The organism is Chryseobacterium piperi, assembly GCF_002285635.2.
Lineage (GTDB): Bacteria > Bacteroidota > Bacteroidia > Flavobacteriales > Weeksellaceae > Chryseobacterium > Chryseobacterium piperi.
This window is the reverse complement of record NZ_CP023049.2, coordinates 2,163,524-2,189,255: the sequence shown is the minus strand read 5'-3', so window position 1 is coordinate 2,189,255 and position 25,732 is coordinate 2,163,524. Positions and strand designations below refer to the sequence as shown.

Here is a 25,732-nt window from a genome sequence, read left to right as displayed (position 1 = left end):
AAGGAAAGCTTTCGCTTTCCTAATAGTTGCAAATTGATTAATTTGCATTGTGTTAAGTACGTCAAAAGTAGTCTTTAAAGATTACACCCCCAAAGAAAATCTGCTTTTTCCTCCCAATTTATCGGAGTTGATTGATGAGCGACATCCTGTGAAAATTGTTTCAAACATTATTGATGGCTTGGATATCAAAAGCTTAATTAAAACCTACAAACCTGGCGGAACATCTTGCTACCACCCGAAAATGCTTTTGAAAGTTTTGATTTATGGCTATTTAAGCAATATCTATTCAAGCCGCAAAATGGAGCAGGCCTTGAAAGAAAACATCCATTTTATGTGGCTCTCTGCAATGAGCCGTCCCGATCATAACACCTTAAACAGGTTCCGTAGTGAACGATTGAAAGGTGAGATTAAAGCTATTTTCACACAAATTGTTCTTCTTTTGGAAAAGGAAGGTTTGGTAAGTCTGAAAACCACTTTTGTAGATGGCACCAAGATAGAAGCCAATGCCAATCGCTATACTTTTGTTTGGGGAAGAGCTGTCAAAAAACACAAAGAAAGGATTGCAGAGCAATTAGAAGAGCTTTGGAACTATGCAGAAACAGTTGCCAAAGACGAGCTTGAAAATACAGAAAGTATTGATTTTAAAGAAGTAGATTCTGAAAAAGTAACTCAAACCATCGAAAAGATCAATGAAGTTTTGAAAGATAAAAAAGTAGCTTCAAAAGTTCGTCAGAAACTGAATTATGCTAAGAAAAACTGGGCAGATAATTTAGAGAAATATAAAAAACAGCAAGAATTATTAGAAGATAGAAATTCCTATTCCAAAACCGATACAGACGCTACTTTTATGCGAATGAAGGAGGATCATATGCGAAACGGACAACTAAAACCCGCTTACAATCTACAAATTTCTACCCATAGACAATTCATTTTACATTATTCAATTCATCCCAACCCAACAGACACCAAAACATTAGCGACTCATTTACTGGGTTTTGAAGAAAGCTATCATAAAGCTCCCAAAGAGCTTGTTGCTGATGCTGGTTATGGCTCAGAAGAAAATTACAACTTGTTAAAATCTAAGAAAATAAAAGCTTATGTTAAATATAATTACTTCAGAAAAGATCAGAAATCGGGACAAATAACCACTTCACAAAACAATCCTAAATTGGCAAAAATCAGAGAAAAGGTTTTCAAACTTCTTAATACCAGCAAGGGCATCAAACTCAGAAAACAAAGATGCCATGATATTGAACCTGTTTTTGCAGAGCTCAAACACAACAAAAATTTTAAACGATTCATGCTTCGGGGAAAAAATAAAGTCGAGGTAGAAATCGGCATACTCGCAATTGCCCACAATCTGAACAAAATGTCAAAAGCAGCCTAAAACAGACTGCTTTTTTGACTTATATCTTCTTTTTTCCAAGATATTTTTTTATTCAAAATATCGAAATCTTTTTTCAATGAAATACTAAAAAGAGACTGTCCTTTTGAGACAGCCTCTTTTTATTATTTTGTGAGGTCTAATCCACCAAAATTACCGGAACTCATCATTAGGAATACGCCCTGGGTCTTATCCAGAACATTCCAGTATGCATGCAGCTCTTCAGCATTGGTAAATACCTTTAAATGATCATTTTTAAATTTTTCTTTAATCAGTTCAGGAGAAATAGGCTCCATTCTTTTGATTTTTAAAGCATCTTCAGAATAGAAGACCACTGCCTCGTCCAAACCGTCCATAGCATGGTCATATTGCTCCAGAAAAGCAGGATTTAGGCTCGAATAGGTATGAAGTTCAAGAAAACCATGTTTCTTTTCTTTTTTAAACTGTTCGTTAAAAGCTTTAACAGCCGCTTTTACCTTACTTGGAGCATGGGCGAAATCTTTATAGAGAGTTCCTTTATCTTCTCTTTCCACTTTTTCCAATCGTTTTGAAGCTCCTTTGAAGCTCATAATGGCTTCGTAGAAATCTTCATCCATAATACCTAATTGCTGGCATATATGTCTTGCCCCTTCAAGATTCAGTAGGTTATGTGCTCCAAAAATTGAAAGCGGAATGTCTCCGATCTCAGTTTTCAGTAAAACTCTACCATTGCTGATTTCGTATTCAGGGGTTTTATAAGGAAGCTTTCTGAAATAATTCTCAGCGTTGTCTACAACTTTTACGACCTCCGGATCTTCTTCATTATATACTAAAACGCCACCAGGAGTAATACTGGCTACAAACTTTCTGAATTGCTCGATATAATCATCAAATGTTTTAAAAACATTAATGTGATCCCAGGCAATTCCACTCAATAGAGCAATGTTGGGTTGGTATAATAAAAACTTGGAACGAAGATCAATAGGAGAGGACAGGTATTCATCACCTTCCAATACCATGAAATCATTATCCGGAGTCAGTTTTACCATACAGTCAAAGCCTTCCAGCTGAGCTCCTACCATAAAGTCTACATCCTTCTGATGGAAATTCAGAACATGAAGAACCATGGAGGTAATGGTTGTCTTTCCATGAGATCCGGCAATAACAACACGAGTCTTATTTTTAGATTGCTCGTATAGAAATTCAGGATATGAATATATTTTTAGGCCCAATTCTTTTGCTCTTGCCAATTCAGGGTTATCCTGATGCGCATGCATGCCAAGAATTACAGCATCGATATCAGAGGTGATTTTTTCAGGAAACCAGCCCATTTCCGGAGGAAGAATTCCTTTCTTTTCCAGTCGGGATTTTGAAGGTTCAAAAATAGCATCATCAGAACCTGTCACCTGATATCCTTTATCTTTTAACGCAATAGCAAGATTATGCATGGCACTTCCGCCAATAGCAATGAAATGGGTCTTCAATTTTATTTATTGTTTTTTAACATTGTTATTAATGATTTCCTGGAACGCATCCTGAATGTTAGTCCAGTTTGTCTTATAATTAGGCATGACCATACTGGCATCTGTTTTATTTCCTTCATTAGGCCCCTTTTTTACATTAATAGATGTCGTAATGTTGTCATATAATTTTTTGCGATCTTCCTGTATCCTTCTGAAATTATTCTGGGAAAGAACTGTATTCAGCTTTTTTAAATCTTCGTTGGTGATTTTAAAATCCTGTTTGAACTTTTGTCCCTGACCTTCAAAAGAATAGTGTGCATTGTTGTCTTTGATAAGCAGGTTTTCGTAAACCGGGGCATACCCTCCGCTTCTGGAATAGCTTATGTCAAAATTTGAATATACCTTTTGACTGTTACATGAAACTAATACTATGATTGCGAATAAGATTCCTATTATCCTTTTCATATTTAATTTACCTTTTTTTAATTATCTGAATCCTTTTGTTCTAATTTTTTAGCTTTTAATTCTTCATCATATTGGTGTAGTAAATTGAAATCTTCAGTCTGCTCAATAGCAGTCATAATTTTCAATAGAATCTGGTGAGCATTCTCCTTGTCATAATCGATGTCAAGAGGTGCTTTAAACTCCATGGTCGGCTTTACTCCTGTTACTTTTACACGGAGTCCTTTTTTATCGAATGCCCGTCTGAATCCATTGATTTTTATAGGGATTACAATAGGACGCTGATTTTTAACCAGTTTTGCCGTACCTCTTCGTCCTTGTGCAAAAGCTGCTGTAGTTCCTTGAGGGAAAGTCGCTACCCAGCCATTGTCTAAGGCTTTCATTATATTATCCACCTCGCTCATGTCTACCATTCGGTTGACATTTTTGCCTTCAGCTCTCCAGGTTCTTTTTACCGTTACAGCACCTGCAATTTTAAAAATTTTAGGGAGGATACCTTTGTTCATGGTTTCTTCTGCTGCAACATAATAAAAATCGATCTTCGGGTTAAGCAGATAGATCGGATTTTTAATCGTATTTAAATAGCCATTGTTTACAGCACAAAATGCATGATACATTGCTGCAACATCCGCAAAATAGGTCTGATGATTGGATACGAAAAGCACATTTGAATCGGGAAGATCCACAAGGTGTTCAGTACCGGTTATTTTTAATTTATTAAAGCCATTGAATCTTCTGTAAGACACAAATCCTAAAATAAAAATAATTAACCTTTTCAAAAAGTAAGGTGTTCCGAATGCATCGGTGAAAATATTTTTCTTCGCCATCTCTCTATTAAACGCGGTGCTACAAAGTTACATTTTTTTCAGTAACTGACTGAATTCACTTAATATCATTGCTGTGGCGCCCCAGATAATGTATCCGTTGAAATTGATCACAGGAACTTCATGCCCTCCGGCACTGGGTAAGGCCATAATTTCAGGCTGATCAGGCAAATTTAGAAACGAAGTAATCGGAAATTCTATCGTTTCTACTGCTTCACTTTGCTGTAAAACGAATACCGGATTTTTCTTCGTGTAAGAAATATAGGTGTATACATAAAAATTGCTGGGTGGAATATAAATAGGCGACATTTCTCTTATGATTCTTACATAATGTTTGTCGATTCCTATTTCTTCCGAAGTTTCGCGGATAGCAGTGTCAGCAAAATCCCGATCCATTTCCTCACGCTTTCCGCCAGGCAAAGATATCTGCCCGCTATGCCTGTCATGCTCGTTTTCACTTCGTTGGATTAATGGAAAATACCATTCGTTATTTTTAAGATATAGAACAATATTGACCGCTGCGAATTTTGGATTTTTTTCTAAAATTTCATCATAATTAAAAACAGGACGATAAGGTGGAGAAAAGACCCCATGTGCATTTTCACCGGGTAATTCTACACTTTTAATTTTTCTTAATAAATCTTTTCCAAAATTTCCCATAGCTCAAATTTAGTAATATATCTTGAAGAAATGGATAGCCATTAACATTAATTAACCATCTGGATTGGTAAATGAAAGGATTAAAAAATGTAAAGAAACCAGAAACCAGTAGACTATTGATCTTATTTTTTATTTAGCCTCTACAGTCGGGATATGCTTTACCGGAAAATTAACTGAATTGGCAATAAAACAAAATTCACTGGCTTTTTTGTGAAGTTCTTTTGCTTTTTGAACCATCGATTCTTCTGTAACGATTACTCTTGGATGTAATGTTGCTTCTGTAAAGTGGCCACTACCGGTAGCTGTTTCTGCCATAATTCCGGTTGCTTGATCAGTATAATCGGTAACAATAATACCTGCTTCTGAGCAGAAATGGAGGTACCACAGCATGTGACAGGAAGATAGTGAAGATAAAAAAAGTTCTTCCGGATTATGTTTGGTTTTATCTCCACGAAAAGCAGGGTCAGAAGAGCCTTCAATTGCAGCTTTGTTGTCTACGGAAATGGAGTGGCTTCTTTCATAATCCTTATAACCGCTTGTACCGGTTCCTTGATTACCAGTCCATTGGATAGTGATTTTGTAATGATGTTCTTTACTCATTTTCTATTTTTAAGTGGTTGTCATTAACTATTTTGAAAAGCTAATTTAAATAAAAAAGAGGCTGTCTCAAAAGAGATAGCCTTTTTTATGCAAAAAGGAAAGCTTTCGCTTTCCTAATAGTTGCAAATTGATTAATTTGCATTGTGTTAAGTACGTCAAAAGTAGTCTTTAAAGATTACACCCCCAAAGAAAATCTGCTTTTTCCTCCCAATTTATCGGAGTTGATTGATGAGCGACATCCTGTGAAAATTGTTTCAAACATTATTGATGGCTTGGATATCAAAAGCTTAATTAAAACCTACAAACCTGGCGGAACATCTTGCTACCACCCGAAAATGCTTTTGAAAGTTTTGATTTATGGCTATTTAAGCAATATCTATTCAAGCCGCAAAATGGAGCAGGCCTTGAAAGAAAACATCCATTTTATGTGGCTCTCTGCAATGAGCCGTCCCGATCATAACACCTTAAACAGGTTCCGTAGTGAACGATTGAAAGGTGAGATTAAAGCTATTTTCACACAAATTGTTCTTCTTTTGGAAAAGGAAGGTTTGGTAAGTCTGAAAACCACTTTTGTAGATGGCACCAAGATAGAAGCCAATGCCAATCGCTATACTTTTGTTTGGGGAAGAGCTGTCAAAAAACACAAAGAAAGGATTGCAGAGCAATTAGAAGAGCTTTGGAACTATGCAGAAACAGTTGCCAAAGACGAGCTTGAAAATACAGAAAGTATTGATTTTAAAGAAGTAGATTCTGAAAAAGTAACTCAAACCATCGAAAAGATCAATGAAGTTTTGAAAGATAAAAAAGTAGCTTCAAAAGTTCGTCAGAAACTGAATTATGCTAAGAAAAACTGGGCAGATAATTTAGAGAAATATAAAAAACAGCAAGAATTATTAGAAGATAGAAATTCCTATTCCAAAACCGATACAGACGCTACTTTTATGCGAATGAAGGAGGATCATATGCGAAACGGACAACTAAAACCCGCTTACAATCTACAAATTTCTACCCATAGACAATTCATTTTACATTATTCAATTCATCCCAACCCAACAGACACCAAAACATTAGCGACTCATTTACTGGGTTTTGAAGAAAGCTATCATAAAGCTCCCAAAGAGCTTGTTGCTGATGCTGGTTATGGCTCAGAAGAAAATTACAACTTGTTAAAATCTAAGAAAATAAAAGCTTATGTTAAATATAATTACTTCAGAAAAGATCAGAAATCGGGACAAATAACCACTTCACAAAACAATCCTAAATTGGCAAAAATCAGAGAAAAGGTTTTCAAACTTCTTAATACCAGCAAGGGCATCAAACTCAGAAAACAAAGATGCCATGATGTTGAACCTGTTTTTGCAGAGCTCAAACACAACAAAAATTTTAAACGATTCATGCTTCGGGGAAAAAATAAAGTCGAGGTAGAAATCGGCATACTCGCAATTGCCCACAATCTAAAGAAAATGTCAAAAGCAGCCTAAAACAGACTGCTTTTTTGACTTATATCTTCTTTTTTCCAAGATATTTTTTTTATTCAAAATATCGAAATCTTTTTTCAATGAAATACTAAAAAGAGACTGTCCTTTTGAGACAGCCTCTTAAAATTTTGTATTAATTAGAATATCCGATCAATTCTTCTTTTTTAGAATTGTAAATTTTGTATTCTAAGTATTTAAAAGAATCCCTTGGGATAATGGTTACCCATTTTTTATATTTCATAAACCATTTCATCTGGATGCTTTTGATTCCTTTGGTAAGGTAGGCTTCCACGAAAGGATGTACATGCAGGTAAAGTTTTCCTTTTTCCTTTTGCATGATGGTTCGGATGGTTTCTCCCATTCTTTCCACGATAACAACCGGAGCTACAATTTCTCCGTCTTTGTTAGGGTTTTCTTCTTTTGTTTCGATTTGTTTTTCCTGACGGTTGCGTTGTCTGGTAATCTGTATCAGTCCAAATTTACTTGGGGGCAAAATTTTGTGGCGAGCTTTATCGCGCTTCATTTCTTCTTTCAGATGTTCATACAAATCTCTTCTGTGATCAGGGTTCGGCATATCGATGAAATCGATGACGATAATTCCGCCCATATCACGAAGACGTAATTGTCTTGCAATTTCTGTGGCTGCCATTTTGTTCACGTTAAGAGCGTGTTCTTTGTTGGCTGCATTTCCGGTAGTAATATTATTTCCGGAATTTACGTCGACTACGTGTAGTGCCTCCGTATGTTCAATAACGAGGTAAGCTCCCTTGGAACTTGGAATGTTGACATGTTTTCCAAAGCTTTGTTTAAGCTGTTTTTCAACATTGTAATATTCCAGAAGAGGAATGTGGGAGTCATAAAACTGGACAATATTCTTTCTTTCAGGGGCGATAACTTCCACATAGTTTTTCATTTCTTCCACCATTTGTTCATCATCACAAATGATACTTACGAAATCCTGATTAAAATTGTCCCTCAAAATAGCTGAAGCTTTGTCCTCTTCGCTTAAAACTTTAGATGGAACTTTGTTTTTCTGTATGTTTTTAAAAGTACCTTCCCATTTCTGAATCAGCTGATTCATATCGTTGTGCAGGTCTGCTACTTTTTTTCCTTCTGCCACAGTTCTTATAATAACTCCAAACCCTTCAGGCTTGATGCTCTCAATAAGTGTGCGCAATCTTTCTTTTTCCTCAGAACTTCTGATCTTTTTGGAAATAGAAACTTTATTATCAAAAGGTATTAAAACCAAAAAACGACCGGTTAAGGAAATCTGTGTTGAGATCCTTGGTCCCTTTGTAGAAATAGGTTCTTTGGTAATTTGTAGCAAAACCAGATCATCTTTTGCGATGACCTTTTCTACAGTTCCGTTTTTGTCAATTTCGGGTTGTATCTCGAAATTCTTTAAGCTCGAAGAGCTTTGTTTTTTAGAAATGGTATCTTTTAAAAACTTTTTATAGGTAAGATATTGTGGTCCCAGATCCTGATAATGCAAAAAAGCATCTTTGTCATAGCCGATATTAACAAATGCGGCGTTCAGGTTAGGGGCCAGTTTTTTTACTTTTCCTATAAACAAATCTCCAACTATAAAATCACTTTTGTCCTCTTCCTCATGAAGTTCACATAGTCTTCCGTCTTCCAGTAATGCAATTTTTGTAAGGTCATCCTCATGCGAAACTATTAGTTCTTTCTTCATTTTGTTATAAGATAAAATTGTTTAAGATGATAGGAATTTTGCATGGTTTTCTGTAAATAAATACATTTTTAAATTTAAGAATTAGTAATTAAAGTTATGTTATTTATTTCAATAAATAAAACCAATCCTGATTCCTTCGGAATCTTATAGTTACAAATAAAAATATAGTCGGTGTAAATTAAAAAATTAAAAACACCAACTATATTAATATATTATAAATCTCGAAAAAGGAGATTATTTTTTCTTATGTCTGTTTGCTCTTCTTCTTTTCTTTCTTTTGTGAGTTGCAACCTTGTGTCTTTTTCTTTTCTTTCCGCTTGGCATAATTTTAAATTTTTTAGTAACTAGTTAATATTCAGTTAATTTTTATTTTACTGCAACTTTAGTTTTTACTTTCTCAACAAAAGATTTTGATGGTTTGAAAGCTGGAATGTTATGAGCAGGAATCTCAATTGCAGTATTCTTAGAAATGTTTCTTCCTGTTTTAGCAGCCCTTGTTTTAATTATAAAAGAACCAAAACCTCTTAGATAAACGTTATCTCCATTATACATAGAAGTCCTGATCTCCTGCATAAAAGCTTCTACAACTTTCTGTGTTTCATTCTTTTCTGTTCCCAACTTATTTGAGATGGTGTTTACCAATTCTGCCTTTGTCATTTCCTTTTTTAATTTTAAATTTTAGGTGTGCAAATTTAGTTAAAAAAATTGAATACTAGCAAATTAGTGGCAAAAAAATTTTCGGTAAAGGGTTGACGTTTTTATATTTACTCTATATTAATATTACGTGAAGTGCTTATTACATGCTCGAATTATAATATCCATTTTCTACACAAAAGCGGATAAGGTGTAGTTTGGTCTTTAATCCCAGCTTTTCTGTAAGCCTGTTAATATAGGTGTCGATGGTCCTTGTGCTTAGGTTTAGTTTTTCTCCGATCTCCTTATTACTGAAGCCTTCATAGCAGAATTTCATCAGTTGTATCTCGGTAGGAGAAAGTTCTTCCTGACTCTTTTTCTGTCTGTCCATATACTCCATAACAGCAAGTGGCTGTTGTTCCCATTCTTTGGAATACGCTTCATAATTGAAGGTATTTGAAACGATCTGACCTTTAATAATATCTCGGATGATATTGCTCTTTTTCTGGCAATAATAAAGATTAGGAATTTTAGAAAGAATTTCCGCCATATCTTCCTGATAGGTTCCGGAGTAAGTAATGATAGGGGTTTCTGTATTGCTTTGTCTGATGTACTTGATAGCCTCAATACCACTGAGCACCGGCATAAAGAGCTCAATAATAAAGACATCCTCCTGTCTCCTGTAGATTCGGTTCACCAGCTCGTGCCCATTGTTACAGTCGTTAAGGAGCATGTAAAACGGGCTCTCCAAAAGCGTTTTGATCAGGATTTTTTTAAAATAAAAATCACTGTCGGCTATTGAAAATCGCACAGTATTGGATAACAATTTATTCACTTTTAATATCGATTTGGCTTGTGATAATTAAAATTTAGAGGCCTAAATTAAGAAAAACTTATTAAATTTAAAATTAATCTTAATTTAAATGAAAATTATGTTAGTATTTCACTGAAAAGTTAGATATTGTGCAGGAATTTTTTTTTTTATATTTTCACAGACCCAAACAAATCACAAAAATATGTCTTCAAATAGGGAAAGAAAATTAAATAAATCAGACGTCAGGACGGGCATTTGGAAGTTTGTTTTGTCCTTTGTTGTTTTAGCCGCTGTTTCTTTTACCAGTGTATTTTTCTTTTTTAAAAGCTATGATACACAGACAGATGGGATCAGCCGAGAAGCTGAAAATTACAGACAGCTGCTGGGCCGAAGTGATATACTACGAGTACAGGTCGATACTATTTTTAGCAGAATGAGCAGATTGAACAGGGTAGAAAATGATATCTTCCTTAGAAATGATATTATAGACAATGTGAACAATGCTAAGAATATCATGGGCAAGGATAGTGTGGATAATTTTAAGCATTATTCCAGTTTAATGAAACAAATCAGGCCGATGTTGAATTTAAAGAACCAGATTGTGGAAGTTTCTAATAAGAAAAAGATTGCAATCAGGGATTTGAATTTGTGTACAGGCAAAGTTGCCGGTGTGGAAAGTGTTCTGGCCAAGGATCCTACAAGAAAGTTTTCGGGAAGCAGAAGAAAAAGATAACATTATGCAAGGACAAGTTACATTATCTAAAAAAGAAAAGCAGTATCAATTTTTCTACTTGATTTTAATGCTTTTAGCTGCGATTATCTTTCTTGGAATTATCTTTCTTAAAAGATTTAAATCTCCTTTTTCAGATGAAGATATTCTTTCTATTCAGAAACTTGAAGAAAAAGCAAAATTTGATCAGCAGCAAAAACTTACACAGCGTTTAGTAGATTCTACATTTGTTCAGATTCAAAAATTGACCAACGAAACGACGGAACCTTTTGTGGAAAATACAATTCAAACCGGAATTAATGATATTAACGGTTCTTTTGGTGTTGATATCATTGATATCCGTAAGGATGCTTATCCGCAGATCGCTCATTTCTATAAAATGTATTTTGAAGATAAACAGATTATCTCCAGCACAACAGAAGACATCAAACTTTTTGAAAAGAAGTATCAGGAATGTATGATAGGCCTTAAAGAAAAAAGAGACCGTGTAAGCCAACGCGCAAATGCATTAAAAGACAGAACTCAGTAAATGCAGGAACAACTATTACCCAACACAATCACTTCACAATTATAACTATGAATTATTTTCAAAAGAACAAAAAGAACATTATTATCGGTGTTATTGCAACATTGCTGATTGCTGCTCTTGTTGCATTATGGCTGCAGAAAAAAATCATTCATTCTGCCGATGACATTATAGGGGATGTATATCCGTCCACCTTGTCAGTAGGCGATACTCTTTTATTTGAAGATAAAACTCAATTTGCAAAAACCAAGAAATGGAATTTCGGAGACGGAGCAACTTCTGATAAAAGCAATGGCTTTCACTTTTATAGCAGACCGGGGTACTATTCGGTAACCCTTATGATTGATAATAAATACTCAAAATCCTTTCCTGTACTGGTGTCTGCAAGACCTCTTTCAAAACCGGTAGATACCGCTAAAGTAAGAACCACCATAGAAGCTCCTGCGCAGGCAATGCAGCATGAAAATGTGCAGTTTCGTGCGATCTCTAATGCTACTCAGTTCAGCTGGAAGTTTGGGGAAAGCGGAAGTACGGATTCTAAAGATAAGTTGGCTATCTACTCTTATAAAGAGCCGGGAGATTATATCGTGACATTGTACACGAATGAAAATGTGGAACCCGTGCTGCACCGTATCAAAATCCTTCCTTATTATGATGCACTGGAAGATGATGAAGTAAGTGTAGAGGATGCCTATGCAAAGATTGATAATGATTTTAAATACCATTTACAACAGATCGCTAATGGAAATAATTTTAATTCTCATTATAATTATCTGCTTCAAAAATACCTGTGTAATAACGAAAATACTGTAGTAAAAGTAACCGACAGTAAAGTGAATAATTTCTATATGTACTGTGCGGGATTACAGTTTGATAAAAATACGATTATTCAAACCGTAAAAGTAAATTTTGATGATGCTCAAAACTGTGTAACCAAAGTGGATATCAATCAAAGTAAATAAATTATTACCCAGTTATTGGGCACCCCAATCATAAAAGAATAAAATAGGATGAAAAATAAATTTCCTCTAGCAGCATATTATATAGGCGTTTCGATAGTACTGACGAGCTGTCAGGTAAAGCTGCCGTCCAAAAAGACTCCTGAGCCGTCGCAATATGGGCAAATTGATAATGCCTCGGTTATTAATGGATATTCAAAGAAATCAGTTCCATGGATCGCTATTTCAGATCGCTCCAGAAATACAGCTTATCTGGATAAAAGTGATGAGAAATCATTTAAAGAAGTTAAATTCCTGGAACCTTTAATGGTTTTAAAACATAGAGACGGAATGGTGAAGGTAGCGGAATATATTCCGGATGCACTAATGAAAAAAGTGTCGTCAAAAGCTATTAAAACCTATGGATGGATTCCTGAATCGGATCTTCTTCTTTGGAGCAATTCTTTAAAAGATGAAAAAACAGGCTATCCTGTAAGAGTAGCGGTGGTTCCAAGTAACAGTGATGTTATCAGAAGCGCGGAAAGGTACTATAAGAATGATTCCATCATGGTTTTCAATTCTCCAAGTTTAATCGAGACAGCTAATGTAAAGATTCCTAACGGACAGATTGTATATGTCTACAAGCAGGCTGAAAACAATAAAAGGTTTCTGGTAGGGAAAAAGCCAAGCGTAGATATGGACAGTATCGATAATAGCTTGTATGGCTGGGTGAGCTCGAATGTTATTTCGGCATGGGGACAGCGTTCTGCTGTAAAAATGAAAAATACAACCGGTGTTACAGAAAGTACACTGGGTATACATGAAGGGGCGCCAGGAGGAAGCAATACGGAAAACAGAACTGCAGTTCTTCTTACCGACGTTAATAAAAGAACACCTCTTGAGAATATTTTCCCTGTTAATTTAGGATTAAAAGAAGCGCAGACTCCAGATTCAAAAACGAAATACTTTACTAATATTCTAGATTATAGTAAAAACTATGTATTCAATGTATTGGGGGAACCTATTTACTTTGACCGTTACCGGGAAATTACTGAGAAAAATAAAAAAATAAATATTGTTTTTGCATTGGATATCAGTGGACCGAACGCTCCTTATGCACCTATTGTAAAATCTTTATTACAAGATTTACAGCTTAGGTTTGAGAAGCCTTCCTATTTCAATTCTGTGAAGTATGGAGTGGTGCTCTATAAAAACAATGCGTGTGGTGATAATGTAGCTGTATCTAACCTTAGCCAGGATTACAGTAAAATAACAACATTCATCGACCAGAAGGCTAATGAAATGAATTGCCCCAATAATAGTGGATATCAGCCGGTAAATGAAGGTCTTATGGCTGCCGGAAACCTGCTTTCTACGGTTCCGGATGAGACGAATATTGTGATTACAGTAGGAACATCTGCAAATCAGAGCGGAAATATGTATGGAGTGATCAATTCTCTTACTCAGGCACAGGCCAGATTGATTATGTTCCAGACCAGTGCGAGAGCATCTGATACGTATAATGATTTTGTACTACTTTCTGAAAATGTTGTTACAAACACTGCTAAGAATATCGCTGAGCTTAAAAAGCAAAAGATCATTAATCAAAATGATGTTTTAACGAAGAATAACTTTAGCCTTGTGGAAGGGGATTCGGGTTTCTTTTCGTTAGACTATCCAAAGCAAAGTATGTCACAGGGATTTGTTATTTTTCCTAAGAAGGGAGATATTACAACTCCGGGATATTTAAAAAAATCTGTTGATAGTTTAATATCTCAGGTTACGCTGGATAACACAACGATCGATAACTCTCTCAATGATTACTTCCATTCTTCAGTAGGAGCAGGAAGAACAGATGTAGACTTAAAATATAAATATATATATCCAGGACTTACTAATCCTGTTCCGGCCGGAATTGCAGCGCAGCTTATCAATTATGGAAGTCCGTTCCTGGTAAAAGGATATATCCCGAAAGAATTAAAAGAGTTTAAGCCGGGTCTTGAAAAAGGAATTCTGATTTCTGAAACAGAATACGATAACCTTAAAGCTTTCTACACTGAAGTTTACGATAAGACAGGTGCTGCCAGGGCTGATTTTAGTCAATCCAGAGCTATTAAAGAATTTGTACAAATTCTTAAAAAGTATAATCCTACAACGAAGTTCATTGATAAAGGTGATTTATATGAGCAGCCTATGTCTTATGCAGTAGGGATGGCTACCGGTTTTGATAATTCGGAAGAAGAACTGATGTCTAAGTACAAGTTGAAGGGCTGGAGAAAGTCTAAGATTGTTACTAATGAAACGGTTAGAAGTTATTTCCGTCACTATAAAGATTTAGCAGACAGATTACTTAACCATAGAAATGATCCTGCTGTAAAGATCCAGCAAAACGGGCAAACATTCTATTGGCTTAATGAGTATTTTATGCCAACCATGCTTCCTGTAGAGGAACCTGAATATACAAAGCATTAATTATCTATAATGATATCTGAAAGCGGAATTTTAATTCCGCTTTTTTTGTGTCTGTCAATTTAAAATATTTCTCTTTTCCGTATACAATAAATAAATGGAGATTCATATTTGAATCTCTGTAAATGTATAGCAGCAAATTAGTTACCGGTTTTTCTATATCTTCTATCGTAGAATTACTACATCAGATCGTAGAACTACTACAAAAAATCAGAAATAGATTTAAAAGCTTTTGCGATATTGGTAATGATATTATATTTGTTTTACAATCACCGCATCACAAAATAGTATTAACGATTAAAATTTCACAATCATGGCAAACAATTCAAGAGGGATTTTAAAATTCAACGGAGGCGAGGGTCAAAAATTATTAAAACTTAATTACAGTGTTTCCAGATCAACGGATGTATCTGGAAGGGTGGCATCAGACCCATCAAACGCAATTGTTAAACTGACTGTTGAGGCCACAGATAAGTCTGATATTCTTGAAAGTCTTTTAAATGGAAAATACAAGCCAACAACCGGAGAAGTTACATTCAATAAGTCTCACGAGGAAGGTACATTAATTACCTTAAAGTGGGAGAATGGCTATGTTATTCAACATGAAGTAGATTTCGACGCCGTAGACGACAACAGCATGTTGATCAGCTTTGTCGTAAGTGCAGAGAAAATTGATTATGGTAAAGCAGCATACGAAGGTTTATGGCCAACCAGCTAATTAATACAACACACAGTAATCCACATTCATAAAGAGAGAGACTGTCCTTCAAAAAGGCAGTCTTTTTGCTTCAAAACAAATTTTGTAGGTAAAATATAGTAAACTCAAGGTTCTATTGTGTAATACTTTAATGAAAAAGCGACTGATTGAATATTTTTTTTTACCTTTAAACCACATCATAATCACGAAAATATGTTAACCACACCTGAAAAAATGCGAGGTTTTTCTTTTGGTACATCCAGTATTCGGAAAGTACAAAAAGATCGTAACGGATTTAAAGTCTGGTGAAGGTATCTCTTGTGGAATCTCATATTGTTCGTTGCTTAATCAACATAAAAAATATTAGAAACAAAGACACATATTTTATATTAATATAAGAAAATTATCAATGGGAGTACTAGTAACCAACGAAACAGTAAAACAGCTTTTTCATATTGCACAGTCGATAGCAAGAGAGAATTATAACGGCACTTATGGAGGGCCACACATCTTACAGGCATTGATGCATAAAGATATCGGACTGAATGAATTTCTGAAAAGCATCGATAAAGATCCGGGTTATTTTTACGAATGGGCGGATGTGCGCATTGAGGATTATCCTAAAACAACTCATCTCCCTGATGAAGTAGGACAAGACGAGCATGTAGATCTGATTATAGAAGAGGCGGATGATATCAGGTTAAAATTAGGACTTGATGAAATTACTCCGATATGTCTGCTTACAGCTATTGTAAAACCACAGGTTGCCTTCTCATTGCAACAGCTTAAATCACTGCCTCTCAGAGAACACGAAATATTCAATTTATACAGAAAAGATACTCCGTTCTCGGCTTCTGAAAATGGCGATTTTTCATCAATTTTTTCCAGTACATCTGACTTTTCAGATTCCTCTTTCCCTGCACTTAAAAGTTATTGTGTAGACAGAACGGCGGAGGCCAGACAAGGGACATTGGAAAATATTATTGGTAGAGACAAAGAGTTAAGAATGCTGGTCGAAATTCTTTGCCGGAGAAGTAAGCCGAATGTTATTATTATCGGAGAACCGGGAGTGGGGAAAACTGCCTTAGTGGAAGGCTTCGCTATTGAGATTACTAAAGGGAATGTTCCTGAAATGCTTAAAAATGCGACGCTTCTGGAATTGGATACGGGAGCATTACTGGCTGGAACTTCTTATAAAGGAGAGATTGAAGATCGTCTTAAGAAAGTCATTAATGAATGCAAAAAGATTGAAAAAGCAATTTTATTTATTGATGAAATTCACACGCTACTGGATCCTAAAGGAAGCATCGGAAATGTAGCCAATCTGCTGAAGCCGGAATTGGCAAGAGGTGAGATCACGGTTATTGGGGCGACTACTCAGGAAGAATATCGAAAAATTATTGAGCCGGAACAAGCCTTCAACCGTCGTTTTGAGGTACTTACCGTTAACGAACCGGACGAAAAGACTTGTGTAAAAATGATTGATGTACTTTTAGACGGGTATAAAAAACATCATAATATAGAAGTTGAAAAAACGGCTTTACCGGAATGTGTACGCTTAGCCAAGCGATATGCAAAAGGGAAAAAGCTGCCTGATGCAGCTATTGATCTGTTGGACAGAACAATGGCTGCTATAAAAATGCTTGATGAGCTTTCAGAAAAAGAGTTAGAAAGCTGGAAAGCAAGCTATGAAAATATTTTAAAAGAAGAATATACAGATAACAAGGATCAGGCAGATGAACTGATCTGGAATTATAACCTGCTCAGAGATAAAATAAGCCCTATTTTATGGGGATCTTTGAGTGAGCAGCCGGCTATAGATAATTCGATGCCGGTAGACCAGATCAAGAAAATCATCGACGATACTTTTACTGAACTGCTTGAGCATGCATCTAAAAAAAGAGAAAAAGTAGACCGTCTCGAATTAGCAGCGGTAATGGCTGCTAAAACGAATATTCCGATCGGTAAAATCCAGGCTCAGGAAAAAGAAAAGCTTCTGAATATGGAATCCCTTTTATTAAACAGGGTAGTAGGTCAGGATCATGCTTTGAAAATACTTTCGGATGCGATTGTTGAAAACCGAAGCGGATTAAATAAGCCGGGCCAACCTATAGGATCCTTCTTTTTGCTTGGGCCAACCGGAACCGGAAAAACGGAATTAGCGAAATCAATGGCTGAATTACTTTTCAATGATGAAAAAGCAATGGTTCGTTTTGATATGTCCGAATTTAAAGAAGAGCATTCAGCAGCATTATTATATGGAGCGCCTCCGGGATATGTGGGATATGAAGAAGGAGGAATGCTGGTTAATAAAATCAGGCAACAGCCTTATACGGTGGTTTTGTTTGATGAAATCGAAAAAGCACACCATTCCGTTTTTGATGTATTTCTTCAGATCATGGACGAAGGGAAAGTACATGATAAGCTTGGAAAAGAAGGTGATTTTAGTAATGCATTGATATTGTTTACCTCTAATATTGGAAGTGAAGAAATAGTCAGACAATTTGAAGAAGGAAAGGTTCCTGCATCTTCATCGTTAATGCAGATTATGTCTAATTCAGGGAGATTCAGACCTGAGTTCTTAGCCAGGATTACCGAGATTATTCCTTTCGCACCAATCACGGAATCTATTGCAGAAAGAATCTTTAATATTCAGTTGAAATCTCTTCATACTTCATTAACGAGATTAGGAATTACTCTTACCATAAGCGATGAGGCTGTGAAAAATCTTGCATTGGGAGGATTTAGTAGCAAATATGGAGCAAGGCAGATTTCGGGAGTTATCCGGGCACAACTGGCAAGACCTATTTCAAAAATGATCGTAAGAGAAGAGGTAAAATCAGGAGAGATCATCAATGTAGACTGGAATGCCGAGGAAGAAAAATTAATTTGGAAAGTGGTATCATAGATTAAAAAATAAGATTATTTAATACATCTTTTTATTTTTTAATTTTACCCTTAAAAATATTGAAATGAAAATAGATTTCAAAAATAGTGTTACCAGTTTATTATTGCTGATCTCTACTCATTTTGTAAGTGGACAATTTCTCTCAGCTTCTGATACTTCTGAAACTAGTGTGAGAAGGTATAAAAATATCATCAACGCCAACAAGGAGGTGGTTGAATTTATTGAATATTCATTATCTCAAAAAGGCTTGCCTAAGCATTTAAGAAACCTGGCACTTATTGAATCAGGGTTCGATCGAAGACAGGTTTCTGGAGCTGGAGCAGTAGGGGTATGGCAGTTTATGACTTCCCATGCCAACCAATATGGTTTGTCTGAGCAAAGTCGTACAGATTTATATAGAAGTACCAAAACCGCGGTGGTTTCATTAGCTCATTTGTATAAGAAATATAACAACTGGGTCACGGTAGTAGCAGCTTATAATTGTGGAGAAGGAAATATTTCCAGAGCTATGGAGACAGCAGGGTCTTCACAATATCATGTTTTCAGCAAATACTTACCCGCAGAAACCATTAATCATGTTAAAAAATATTTAAATGCCTGTTATGCTACAGGTGAGTTACCAAACGTACTTAGCAATTACAATAACGCCCGTATGAATATGATTTTTGAATCGAGAACAGGACAAAGTGAGCCTGATTCTTCTTTAGCAGAAACAGAAATCAATGCGGGGTTTAATTTGAGTATAGTCGCAGATGAACTTAATGTGGAAATTGACAAAATACTGACCTGGAATCCTGGAATTGTAGATATACTTCAGAATAAGGGCGAAAGTGCATTTTATCTACCGGTAGATCTGATGCCTGATTTTTTGCTCAGAAAAAATAAAATACTGAGCCGATCCATTAAAGAAGGAAATAAGACGATTACCAATAACTAGGCTAAGAGTGCTAAAGTGAAACTAATTAGAAGGCGGTTCATAGTAAAAACAGAGCGATCGTAGCTTTGTATTTATTCTCCAAATCGTGAATTTTAATTAGGTGATTTCTGTTTTAAGTTGCTTTATCAGGCGTTTTTAATTGAATAATAGTGCTTTTATTTCTAATGTAGTAGAACTACTACAAAAAATGAGATTCATGTTTGAAAACTTTGACGTTATAAATAAGGGGTATATATTTGTTATATAATTGAACACCACATCACAAAATATTAACGATTAAAATTTACCATCATGGCAGCCAATTCAAGAGGAATCTTAAAATTCAACGGAAGCGAAGGTCAGAAACTTTTAAAGCTGAATTACAGCGTTTCAAGATCTACTGACGTTTCAGGACGAGTAGCATCAGATCCATCTAATGCTATCATTAAACTCACTATAGAAGCTACAGAGAAATCTGATATTCTGGAAAGCTTATTAAACGGAAAATATAAACCAACAAGCGGCGAAATTACATTCAATAAATCTCATGAAGAAGGGACATTGATCACTTTAAACTGGGAAAACGGTTATGTAATTCAGCACGAAGTAGACTTCGACGCAGTAGACGAAAACAGTATGTTGATCAGCTTTGTAGTAAGCGCAGAAAAAATCAACTATGGTAATGCTGCTTATGAGGGTGTATGGCCAGGTAACTAATCCTAAATTTCTTAATAAAAATATTAGTACAGAATAGTGCACTCTTTTTGGAGTATACTATTCTGTTTTCCTGTTTCTGCTATAATGATCAAAAAATATATATTTAAGAATAGTGGAGAGTGCATTTAATATTACATTAACTAAACACAAAGTACTATGTTTCAGGATAACAAACCCAAAATACAAAGCCCTAAAAATGTAAAGGATTCTACGAAGCCTATACAGGAAGTGGGTCAAAAAGAAGTAAGAAAACAGGTTGATGAAAAAATGCAAAAGGCTGATGCTGCAGTTCAGAAAACAACCCAGAAAGCTGGAAAAATTCAAAAAGCATATTCAGGGGTAAAACAAAATGCTCCAGGAATGTTTATGAATCAAATGGTCACTCCAAACAACCCTGCAATCAGTCAAGGCAAAGTTTGGTCTAAACAGCCAACTTCCAAAATACATAATGCGAAAGCTATACCTGAAAGCCAGATTTTTGGCATTAACAGAGTGGTTAAGCTTGAAATTGTGATTGAAGGAAAGATGGTAAAGCATTTCAAACACTTCAAACTCAAACAAAGTACAAGCAGACATCATGAGTTTGACTTAATGTTGGCTCATGATACTTTGGGAAGTTCTGAAAACCATAATCTTGAAGAAGCACAAAATTTTCTGGGAAAAAGAATTACAGTCATATTTAAATATAAAGATGTAGAAAATGGTCCTGAAAGAAACTTTGTAGGAGTCATTACAGAAGTTGGATTCAGTCAGGAAAAAGGGAGTCTGGGAAATATTGTTTTGACCGGTTTTAGCCCAACAGTTCTTCTGGACGCGGCTCCTCATATCCAGAGTTTTGGTGGGAATCAGGAAATCAGCTTAAACAGTATTGCCGATCAGGTGATTAAAGAAGGGATAGGGCAAAATAAATTTGATTTCAGGGTAGATTGCCAACATGGTAATGTTCCTTATAGCTCTCAGTATGAAGAAACCCATTACAACTATCTCGCAAGGATGGCTGAAGCATATGGCGAACAATTCTATTATGATGGAGAAGTTCTTCATTTCGGTAAGCTTCCCCCGCAGGAAAAGCCGGTGAAGCTTACCTATGGTAGCAGTATTAATGATGTTAAGATTAAAATGAAAGCCCAACATGTCAATCCTACTTTTTATGGCTATAACAGCAGTAAAAATGAGAAACTGACTACGGGAGCTTCTAAAATAAACCATACGTCCAATATTGCAAAACGGGCGTATGAAATTTCTGAAAAAACATTCACTACCCCTTCTTTGAGAATAGCACCGATTAAAGCTACCTCATTTATGGATATTGATGCATCTCAAAAAGGAACCGCAGGAAGTAAGGCTGCTGATGTATTTGTTACATTGGCCACCACAAGCGTTCCATTTTTATATCCCGGTTGTGTTGCGGATATTGAAATGCGTAAGACAGACACCAACCAAACAGCCTATTTCACAAAATTAATGATCATTGAGGTGAATCATGAAGTGGATGCACGGGGATATTACACAGGAACATTTGAAGCCATTGCAGCAGATACGGGCTTTATTCCTCGTCCGGAATTTCAACAGCCGAAAGCTGAATCGCAGTTTGCTAAGGTGATTTCCAATACAGATCCGATGAACCAGGGAAGAGTACAGGTTCAGTTTGACTGGCAAAATGGGTCTACCACTACAGAATTTATCAGAGTCATGACTCCTGACGCGGGAAGTAGTGAAAAAGTGGAAAAAAACCGTGGATTTATGGCAATTCCAGAAGTTGGAGATCAGGTTATCGTCAACTTTGTTCATCAGCATCCCGATCGTCCTTTTGTAATGGGCGGAATGTTCCATGGTGGAATTGGCGGTGGAGGCGGAGCTGGAAATAATGTCAAAAGCCTAAGCAGCAAAAGCGGGCATATCATAGAATTAAATGACGGCGGAGGAATTACTGTAAGAGATAGAAACCAAAATTCTGTTGTCTTGAGTGGTTCGGGAGATATTACTACCACAGTGAGTAATAATAGTACAGAAAAAGTGGGAGTAGATCATACTGTTAATACAGGAAGTACCCATACTATTAATGTAGGAAGTAAAGATGGAGGTGGAATAAATTCTGTTTTAAAAATGGATAGTAGTGGAAATATTTCTATTGAAGGTAAAGAAAAGATTGAACTAAAAGTAGGAGAAAATAAAATCACTATAAAGCAGGATTCAATTACTATTTCTGTTGGAAATGGAATGCTGGATATGAATTCTAAAGACAATGCACTACTTGTTACTCAAAATAAATTGAGTTTGCACAGTAAATCTGATACATCCATCAATGCAACTGGGAATACATTTATCACAGGAAGCCAGGTGGATATAAATTAATCGTATGGAAATAATTAAATATGAGGTAAAACAAGGAGATACTTTAGAGTTAATAGCAGAAAAACACCATATAACCATTAAAACATTAGTGGATTTTCATAATTCTCACTCATCAGTTACCCAACAGTTTTATGGAAATCAGCTACCCCTTCATATCAAGACTATTATTTTACCTTTTACCACAAAGGAAGAGCAGAAAAATAATTCAGGTATTATAATAGATTATGACCAAAGGGCAACTTACAGATGTGAACAGCTAAATGTAACCAGAATTGAAGAAGATGTTAAAAGCTATTCTCAGCTAAAAAAAGAGTATAAGGTAAAATATAATTTACCAAAGCGCTTAATTGATGTTGAGCTTTGTGATTTTTTTTATGAATTTAATCCTCCTGCATTGTCTCGTGTTTTTGACTTTGTTTCAGAAGTTGATTATATAAGAAATAGTTGTGTAGTAAAGATGAATGAATTAGGCCGTTTTTCTAAAATTATCAATAAAGATAAACTGAAAGAGAAATGGGAGAGATTTAAGAGCGATAAGCTCAATGATATTGAATTTATTAAAATTATTAAACAAACCAAACCACAGGAGTATCATAAGCTGATCAGTGAAGGTGATTTTCAATTTTCCGATGCCTATGATGATGAAAAGGACTACAACAGAGATTTATTTTATCTAACAGTTTTAGATAAATATTTATATTACAGTGACGATAAGCTGGAAAGAGAGCAGTACAACTACCAGTCTCAGTTATTTCCCGATGTAGTTGTTCCAATGGAAGTAAGATATGATATACTTCAAAAAGAAGGAGATTCTGTAACCGTTAGAAAGGTATGGGAAACTATAGAATCTGAAGATTTGTTAGAAAAAGTAAGCCAGGGGTATGAAAAGTACCACCGTCCATTGATTAAATATAAATTTTCAAATTATAAGCTGGACATGCGAAATCTATTTACCTATAATTTGAAAACTAAACTATTGGAAAAAGCAGAACTGTCAATAATTGAAAACATTGAGAATAATATAAAATCCGAATGTATTTTTAATCTAAGGAGAATTTAAACAGTAAAATTGATTTTCAAATAATGATTTTTATAAAAACTCTTAATAATAGCAGGAAGATAGGATTGGCTGTTATAGCAACATTTATCGTTTTCCTATATTCTTATCTTGTTCCGGGGTGGGATTACCTGGGTTCAATATGGGGAGAGCTTGTGGATAGATCAGGCATAGGTTTTATACTTCTTGTTCTTTTTATTTTTTATTTTTTTCACGTCATTATTCTTTATCAGGTTTTGTTATACATTTTTTCTGAAAAAGTTTCTATCAATCATATTAATAATGATTCCGTTGAGGTTACCTATAAAAAGAGGAATCATGTGGTTTCCGGAAGTGCACTTGAGATGGATCAAAATACAATTAAACTAAACCTTGAGGGTGAACATTTTACAATTTCCAGATCCTTATTGAAAAGCAATACGCAGGAGTATAATATTCTGCTGAATAGGCTAAAAGAGAATACTGGTGTGGTTAACACATCCGGTGATCTGTTTGTTAATTCCTTTTTCATTAAAAATCCCAAGCTTCAGTTCTTGGTTTTTGCAGTTTTAGGTTTTGCGGTAATGTTTCTTTTTAGAATTTTGATTGAGCCTTATAAGGCTGAGATTGGTTTGATTACCCGTACAAGAAATGCATTTTTAGAAATTATAGTGACTTTGCCTTTTTTGTTTTTATATCTTTTTTTAGTGTATACCTATTTTTCCTATACGGCTAAAATAAAAAAGATTGCATTTACAGCCGAAACATTGAAGTTTGAAGGGAATAAAATAATCCCCTTACCGAAAAAATCGATTCAAGAGATTCATATTATAGAAAATTCTGTCTATAACAGAGCCATAAGAATATTGTTTTATACCCATGATAAAAATCTTTATTCTCTGAATTTTATAACCCCTGATATTGTTGATCATATCAAGAAATATTTTAAGCTGGAACAGTTTTCTTCGGAAATAACGGCGGGTACAAAAAAAGAAGAAGTAAAAAAAATTTTTAAGCTATGAGTAACTATCTTCCTCAAGAAACATTTATTGTTTGCAGCCATCAGATGGATCCTGCACCGGGAGTTCTGCTTGCTGATCCCAAAATGTGGAACCTTACTGTTATTTATAAATCGCAAAAGAAACCCTTATTAACAGAAGTTGATATGGTATTAAAAGATGATTTCGAGTGCAAAAGTAACTGGGGGAAAGTAGCAGCATGGTCATTTTTAGTGGCTGGTCTTGCTTTAGGATTGGCAGTTGCTTTCTCTATATGTACTTTCGGAGTTGGAGCTGTAATCCTGGGTGCCATTGCTATTGCGGCAACTGTTGCTATAGCCTCAAATAGTACCAAATGTAATCCTAATCTTGTAGAATGGGTTAACCCCCATTCAAATGTGAATTTTGAAGGACACAAAGCACTAACACAAAAATCGTTTTTAACCTGCTCTGCCGGACCGGGAGTACTCACTCCTTTTTTAGATGAAAGTGAAGCCAATGCTGCTGCAAAAAATGTAGCATTCAGAAACTGGGGAGAAGTGAGTCTTACAGCAGCTATTAGCGGACTGTTTGGATTTGGAATAGGTCTTTCAGGCGGAACCGCATTAGCAGGCGGAGGTGGTATAGGTGCTGCATTCTTTGCGGGAGGGAAAGAAGCTTTGGTTGGTGTAGTAGGAGCATATCTTATCTTCCAGCCTGTTGCTTATTTAGAAGCTCAGGGGATGCAGGGCATGTACAGTAGCGATAGTGGAGATACTGCCTATGATCAAATGCTGGTCTCGCGTAAAGAATTAGAAGGCTCTTTTACAATTGATACTCCGGATGACCCTTATATTGGAACATCTCAAACGAGTGCTGCTGAAAATATTCTTTATCATTCCTATGATAGATACAGACAAAATCAGAATGAGAAATACATTAAAGAAATAATGAACCTTAAAGGGACCCGCGCTGAACGTGAAGCCAGAATTGCAGAAATCGTTACGGAAATGAAAAAAACAAGGTCCGGAGCCCAGACAGTGGAAGCTATGAAAAGGCAGAAAAGCGGGAAAATTCTGCCGAGAGTAAAAACATCTAATAAAGGTAATAAAGTCATTAGCCAGCATAAAGCGGAGACGACAAAGGGAATGAAGGCAGAAGTTGCAAAAGGTTTTGGAGGGGGAATTAACGTTGCAGGGTTGGTATTGCCATTGCTTGTCTCTCCGTTAAATGAATGGACTTTCAGTGTATTGGCAGACTCATTTGAAAATCAATCCGGAGGTGGAATGACGATACATTCTGTACAAAATTAAAATGCTTGTTTTTTAACATTATTTTGAAGTGAGACAAGCGGTTATTTCTCTTGTTAGTGTTAAATTATTGTTAATTTAATTATTAGTTTTAGTTTTTAACTATTTGATTACTAAATGTTTTTGTGTTTATTTATTTCTTGAATCGTAGAATTACTACATG

At 35.5% G+C, this 25,732-nt stretch carries 22 protein-coding genes; 14 read left to right on the top strand and 8 right to left on the bottom strand.

Annotation, left to right across the window (positions count from 1 at the left end; genetic code table 11):
- Nucleotides 1-49: 49 nt before the first annotated feature.
- Nucleotides 50-1,387, top strand: coding sequence for an IS1182 family transposase (locus CJF12_RS09435; RefSeq protein WP_095591116.1), 1,338 nt, complete (start codon nucleotides 50-52; stop codon nucleotides 1,385-1,387).
- Nucleotides 1,388-1,509: 122 nt separating this feature from the next.
- Here the strand turns inward: CJF12_RS09435 and CJF12_RS09430 are convergent, their stop codons facing one another.
- The 5 genes from CJF12_RS09430 to CJF12_RS09410 form a co-directional block, all read right to left on the bottom strand.
- The gene (locus tag CJF12_RS09430; RefSeq protein ID WP_034686764.1) at nucleotides 1,510-2,847 is read right to left on the bottom strand and encodes a UDP-N-acetylmuramate--L-alanine ligase; all 1,338 of its coding nucleotides are present in this window, start codon (nucleotides 2,845-2,847) and stop codon (nucleotides 1,510-1,512) included.
- A gap of 6 nt (nucleotides 2,848-2,853) precedes the next feature.
- Nucleotides 2,854-3,291 (bottom strand): hypothetical protein, encoded by a 438-nt coding sequence (locus tag CJF12_RS09425; protein WP_034686765.1) that lies wholly within the window; start codon nucleotides 3,289-3,291, stop codon nucleotides 2,854-2,856.
- A 17-nt stretch (nucleotides 3,292-3,308) separates the two neighbouring features.
- Complete coding sequence (locus CJF12_RS09420) at nucleotides 3,309-4,115, bottom strand: lysophospholipid acyltransferase family protein (protein ID WP_034686767.1); 807 nt, start codon at nucleotides 4,113-4,115, stop codon at nucleotides 3,309-3,311.
- A gap of 27 nt (nucleotides 4,116-4,142) precedes the next feature.
- Nucleotides 4,143-4,772, bottom strand: a complete 630-nt coding sequence (locus tag CJF12_RS09415; RefSeq protein ID WP_034686768.1) for an NUDIX hydrolase — start codon at nucleotides 4,770-4,772, stop codon at nucleotides 4,143-4,145.
- 129 nt (nucleotides 4,773-4,901) lie between these two features.
- A complete protein-coding gene (locus CJF12_RS09410; RefSeq protein WP_034686769.1) occupies nucleotides 4,902-5,372 on the bottom strand; it encodes an OsmC family protein in 471 nt (156 codons plus the stop codon).
- A 143-nt stretch (nucleotides 5,373-5,515) separates the two neighbouring features.
- Here CJF12_RS09410 and CJF12_RS09405 point away from each other — a divergent pair, with 143 nt between their 5' ends.
- Nucleotides 5,516-6,853, top strand: a complete 1,338-nt coding sequence (locus CJF12_RS09405) for an IS1182 family transposase (RefSeq protein ID WP_095591034.1) — start codon at nucleotides 5,516-5,518, stop codon at nucleotides 6,851-6,853.
- Between the two features lie 130 nt (nucleotides 6,854-6,983).
- Here the strand turns inward: CJF12_RS09405 and CJF12_RS09400 are convergent, their stop codons facing one another.
- The 3 genes from CJF12_RS09400 to CJF12_RS09390 form a co-directional block, all read right to left on the bottom strand.
- Entirely contained in the window at nucleotides 6,984-8,543 is a 1,560-nt protein-coding gene (locus CJF12_RS09400) for an Rne/Rng family ribonuclease (protein WP_034685810.1), read from the bottom strand.
- 366 nt (nucleotides 8,544-8,909) lie between these two features.
- Nucleotides 8,910-9,200 carry an HU family DNA-binding protein gene (locus tag CJF12_RS09395; RefSeq protein ID WP_002984212.1) on the bottom strand — a complete coding sequence of 97 codons (291 nt, stop codon included), beginning with the start codon at nucleotides 9,198-9,200 and terminating at the stop codon, nucleotides 8,910-8,912.
- A 139-nt stretch (nucleotides 9,201-9,339) separates the two neighbouring features.
- A complete protein-coding gene (locus CJF12_RS09390) occupies nucleotides 9,340-10,011 on the bottom strand; it encodes a response regulator transcription factor (RefSeq protein ID WP_034685812.1) in 672 nt (223 codons plus the stop codon).
- A 181-nt stretch (nucleotides 10,012-10,192) separates the two neighbouring features.
- Here CJF12_RS09390 and tssO point away from each other — a divergent pair, with 181 nt between their 5' ends.
- The 12 genes from tssO to CJF12_RS09325 all read left to right on the top strand — a co-directional run bounded on the left by tssO (nucleotide 10,193) and on the right by CJF12_RS09325 (nucleotide 25,572).
- Nucleotides 10,193-10,723: a type VI secretion system TssO gene (tssO, locus tag CJF12_RS09385; protein ID WP_034685815.1), complete on the top strand. Its 531-nt coding sequence runs from the start codon at nucleotides 10,193-10,195 to the stop codon at nucleotides 10,721-10,723.
- A 4-nt stretch (nucleotides 10,724-10,727) separates the two neighbouring features.
- Complete coding sequence (locus tag CJF12_RS09380) at nucleotides 10,728-11,249, top strand: type VI secretion system transmembrane protein TssO (RefSeq protein WP_034685818.1); 522 nt, start codon at nucleotides 10,728-10,730, stop codon at nucleotides 11,247-11,249.
- Between the two features lie 47 nt (nucleotides 11,250-11,296).
- Nucleotides 11,297-12,208 carry a PKD domain-containing protein gene (locus CJF12_RS09375; protein ID WP_034685820.1) on the top strand — a complete coding sequence of 304 codons (912 nt, stop codon included), beginning with the start codon at nucleotides 11,297-11,299 and terminating at the stop codon, nucleotides 12,206-12,208.
- Nucleotides 12,209-12,256: 48 nt separating this feature from the next.
- A complete protein-coding gene (tssR, locus tag CJF12_RS09370; RefSeq protein ID WP_034685823.1) occupies nucleotides 12,257-14,656 on the top strand; it encodes a type VI secretion system protein TssR domain-containing protein in 2,400 nt (799 codons plus the stop codon).
- Between the two features lie 310 nt (nucleotides 14,657-14,966).
- Nucleotides 14,967-15,371 carry a type VI secretion system tube protein TssD gene (gene tssD / locus CJF12_RS09365; RefSeq protein ID WP_185097166.1) on the top strand — a complete coding sequence of 135 codons (405 nt, stop codon included), beginning with the start codon at nucleotides 14,967-14,969 and terminating at the stop codon, nucleotides 15,369-15,371.
- 388 nt (nucleotides 15,372-15,759) lie between these two features.
- Nucleotides 15,760-18,258: an ATP-dependent Clp protease ATP-binding subunit gene (locus CJF12_RS09360; RefSeq protein WP_034685825.1), complete on the top strand. Its 2,499-nt coding sequence runs from the start codon at nucleotides 15,760-15,762 to the stop codon at nucleotides 18,256-18,258.
- Between the two features lie 64 nt (nucleotides 18,259-18,322).
- Entirely contained in the window at nucleotides 18,323-19,195 is an 873-nt protein-coding gene (locus CJF12_RS09355) for a lytic transglycosylase domain-containing protein (RefSeq protein WP_034685826.1), read from the top strand.
- Nucleotides 19,196-19,486: 291 nt separating this feature from the next.
- The gene (gene tssD, locus CJF12_RS09350; RefSeq protein ID WP_034685828.1) at nucleotides 19,487-19,891 is read left to right on the top strand and encodes a type VI secretion system tube protein TssD; all 405 of its coding nucleotides are present in this window, start codon (nucleotides 19,487-19,489) and stop codon (nucleotides 19,889-19,891) included.
- A gap of 156 nt (nucleotides 19,892-20,047) precedes the next feature.
- Complete coding sequence (locus CJF12_RS09345) at nucleotides 20,048-22,246, top strand: type VI secretion system Vgr family protein (RefSeq protein WP_034685831.1); 2,199 nt, start codon at nucleotides 20,048-20,050, stop codon at nucleotides 22,244-22,246.
- 4 nt (nucleotides 22,247-22,250) lie between these two features.
- Nucleotides 22,251-23,306: a LysM peptidoglycan-binding domain-containing protein gene (locus CJF12_RS09340; protein WP_034685832.1), complete on the top strand. Its 1,056-nt coding sequence runs from the start codon at nucleotides 22,251-22,253 to the stop codon at nucleotides 23,304-23,306.
- 23 nt (nucleotides 23,307-23,329) lie between these two features.
- Nucleotides 23,330-24,304 (top strand): hypothetical protein, encoded by a 975-nt coding sequence (locus CJF12_RS09330; protein WP_034685835.1) that lies wholly within the window; start codon nucleotides 23,330-23,332, stop codon nucleotides 24,302-24,304.
- A complete protein-coding gene (locus CJF12_RS09325) occupies nucleotides 24,301-25,572 on the top strand; it encodes a PAAR-like protein (RefSeq protein WP_034685837.1) in 1,272 nt (423 codons plus the stop codon). Before CJF12_RS09330 ends, CJF12_RS09325 begins: the two co-directional genes overlap by 4 nt.
- Nucleotides 25,573-25,732 lie beyond the last annotated feature (160 nt).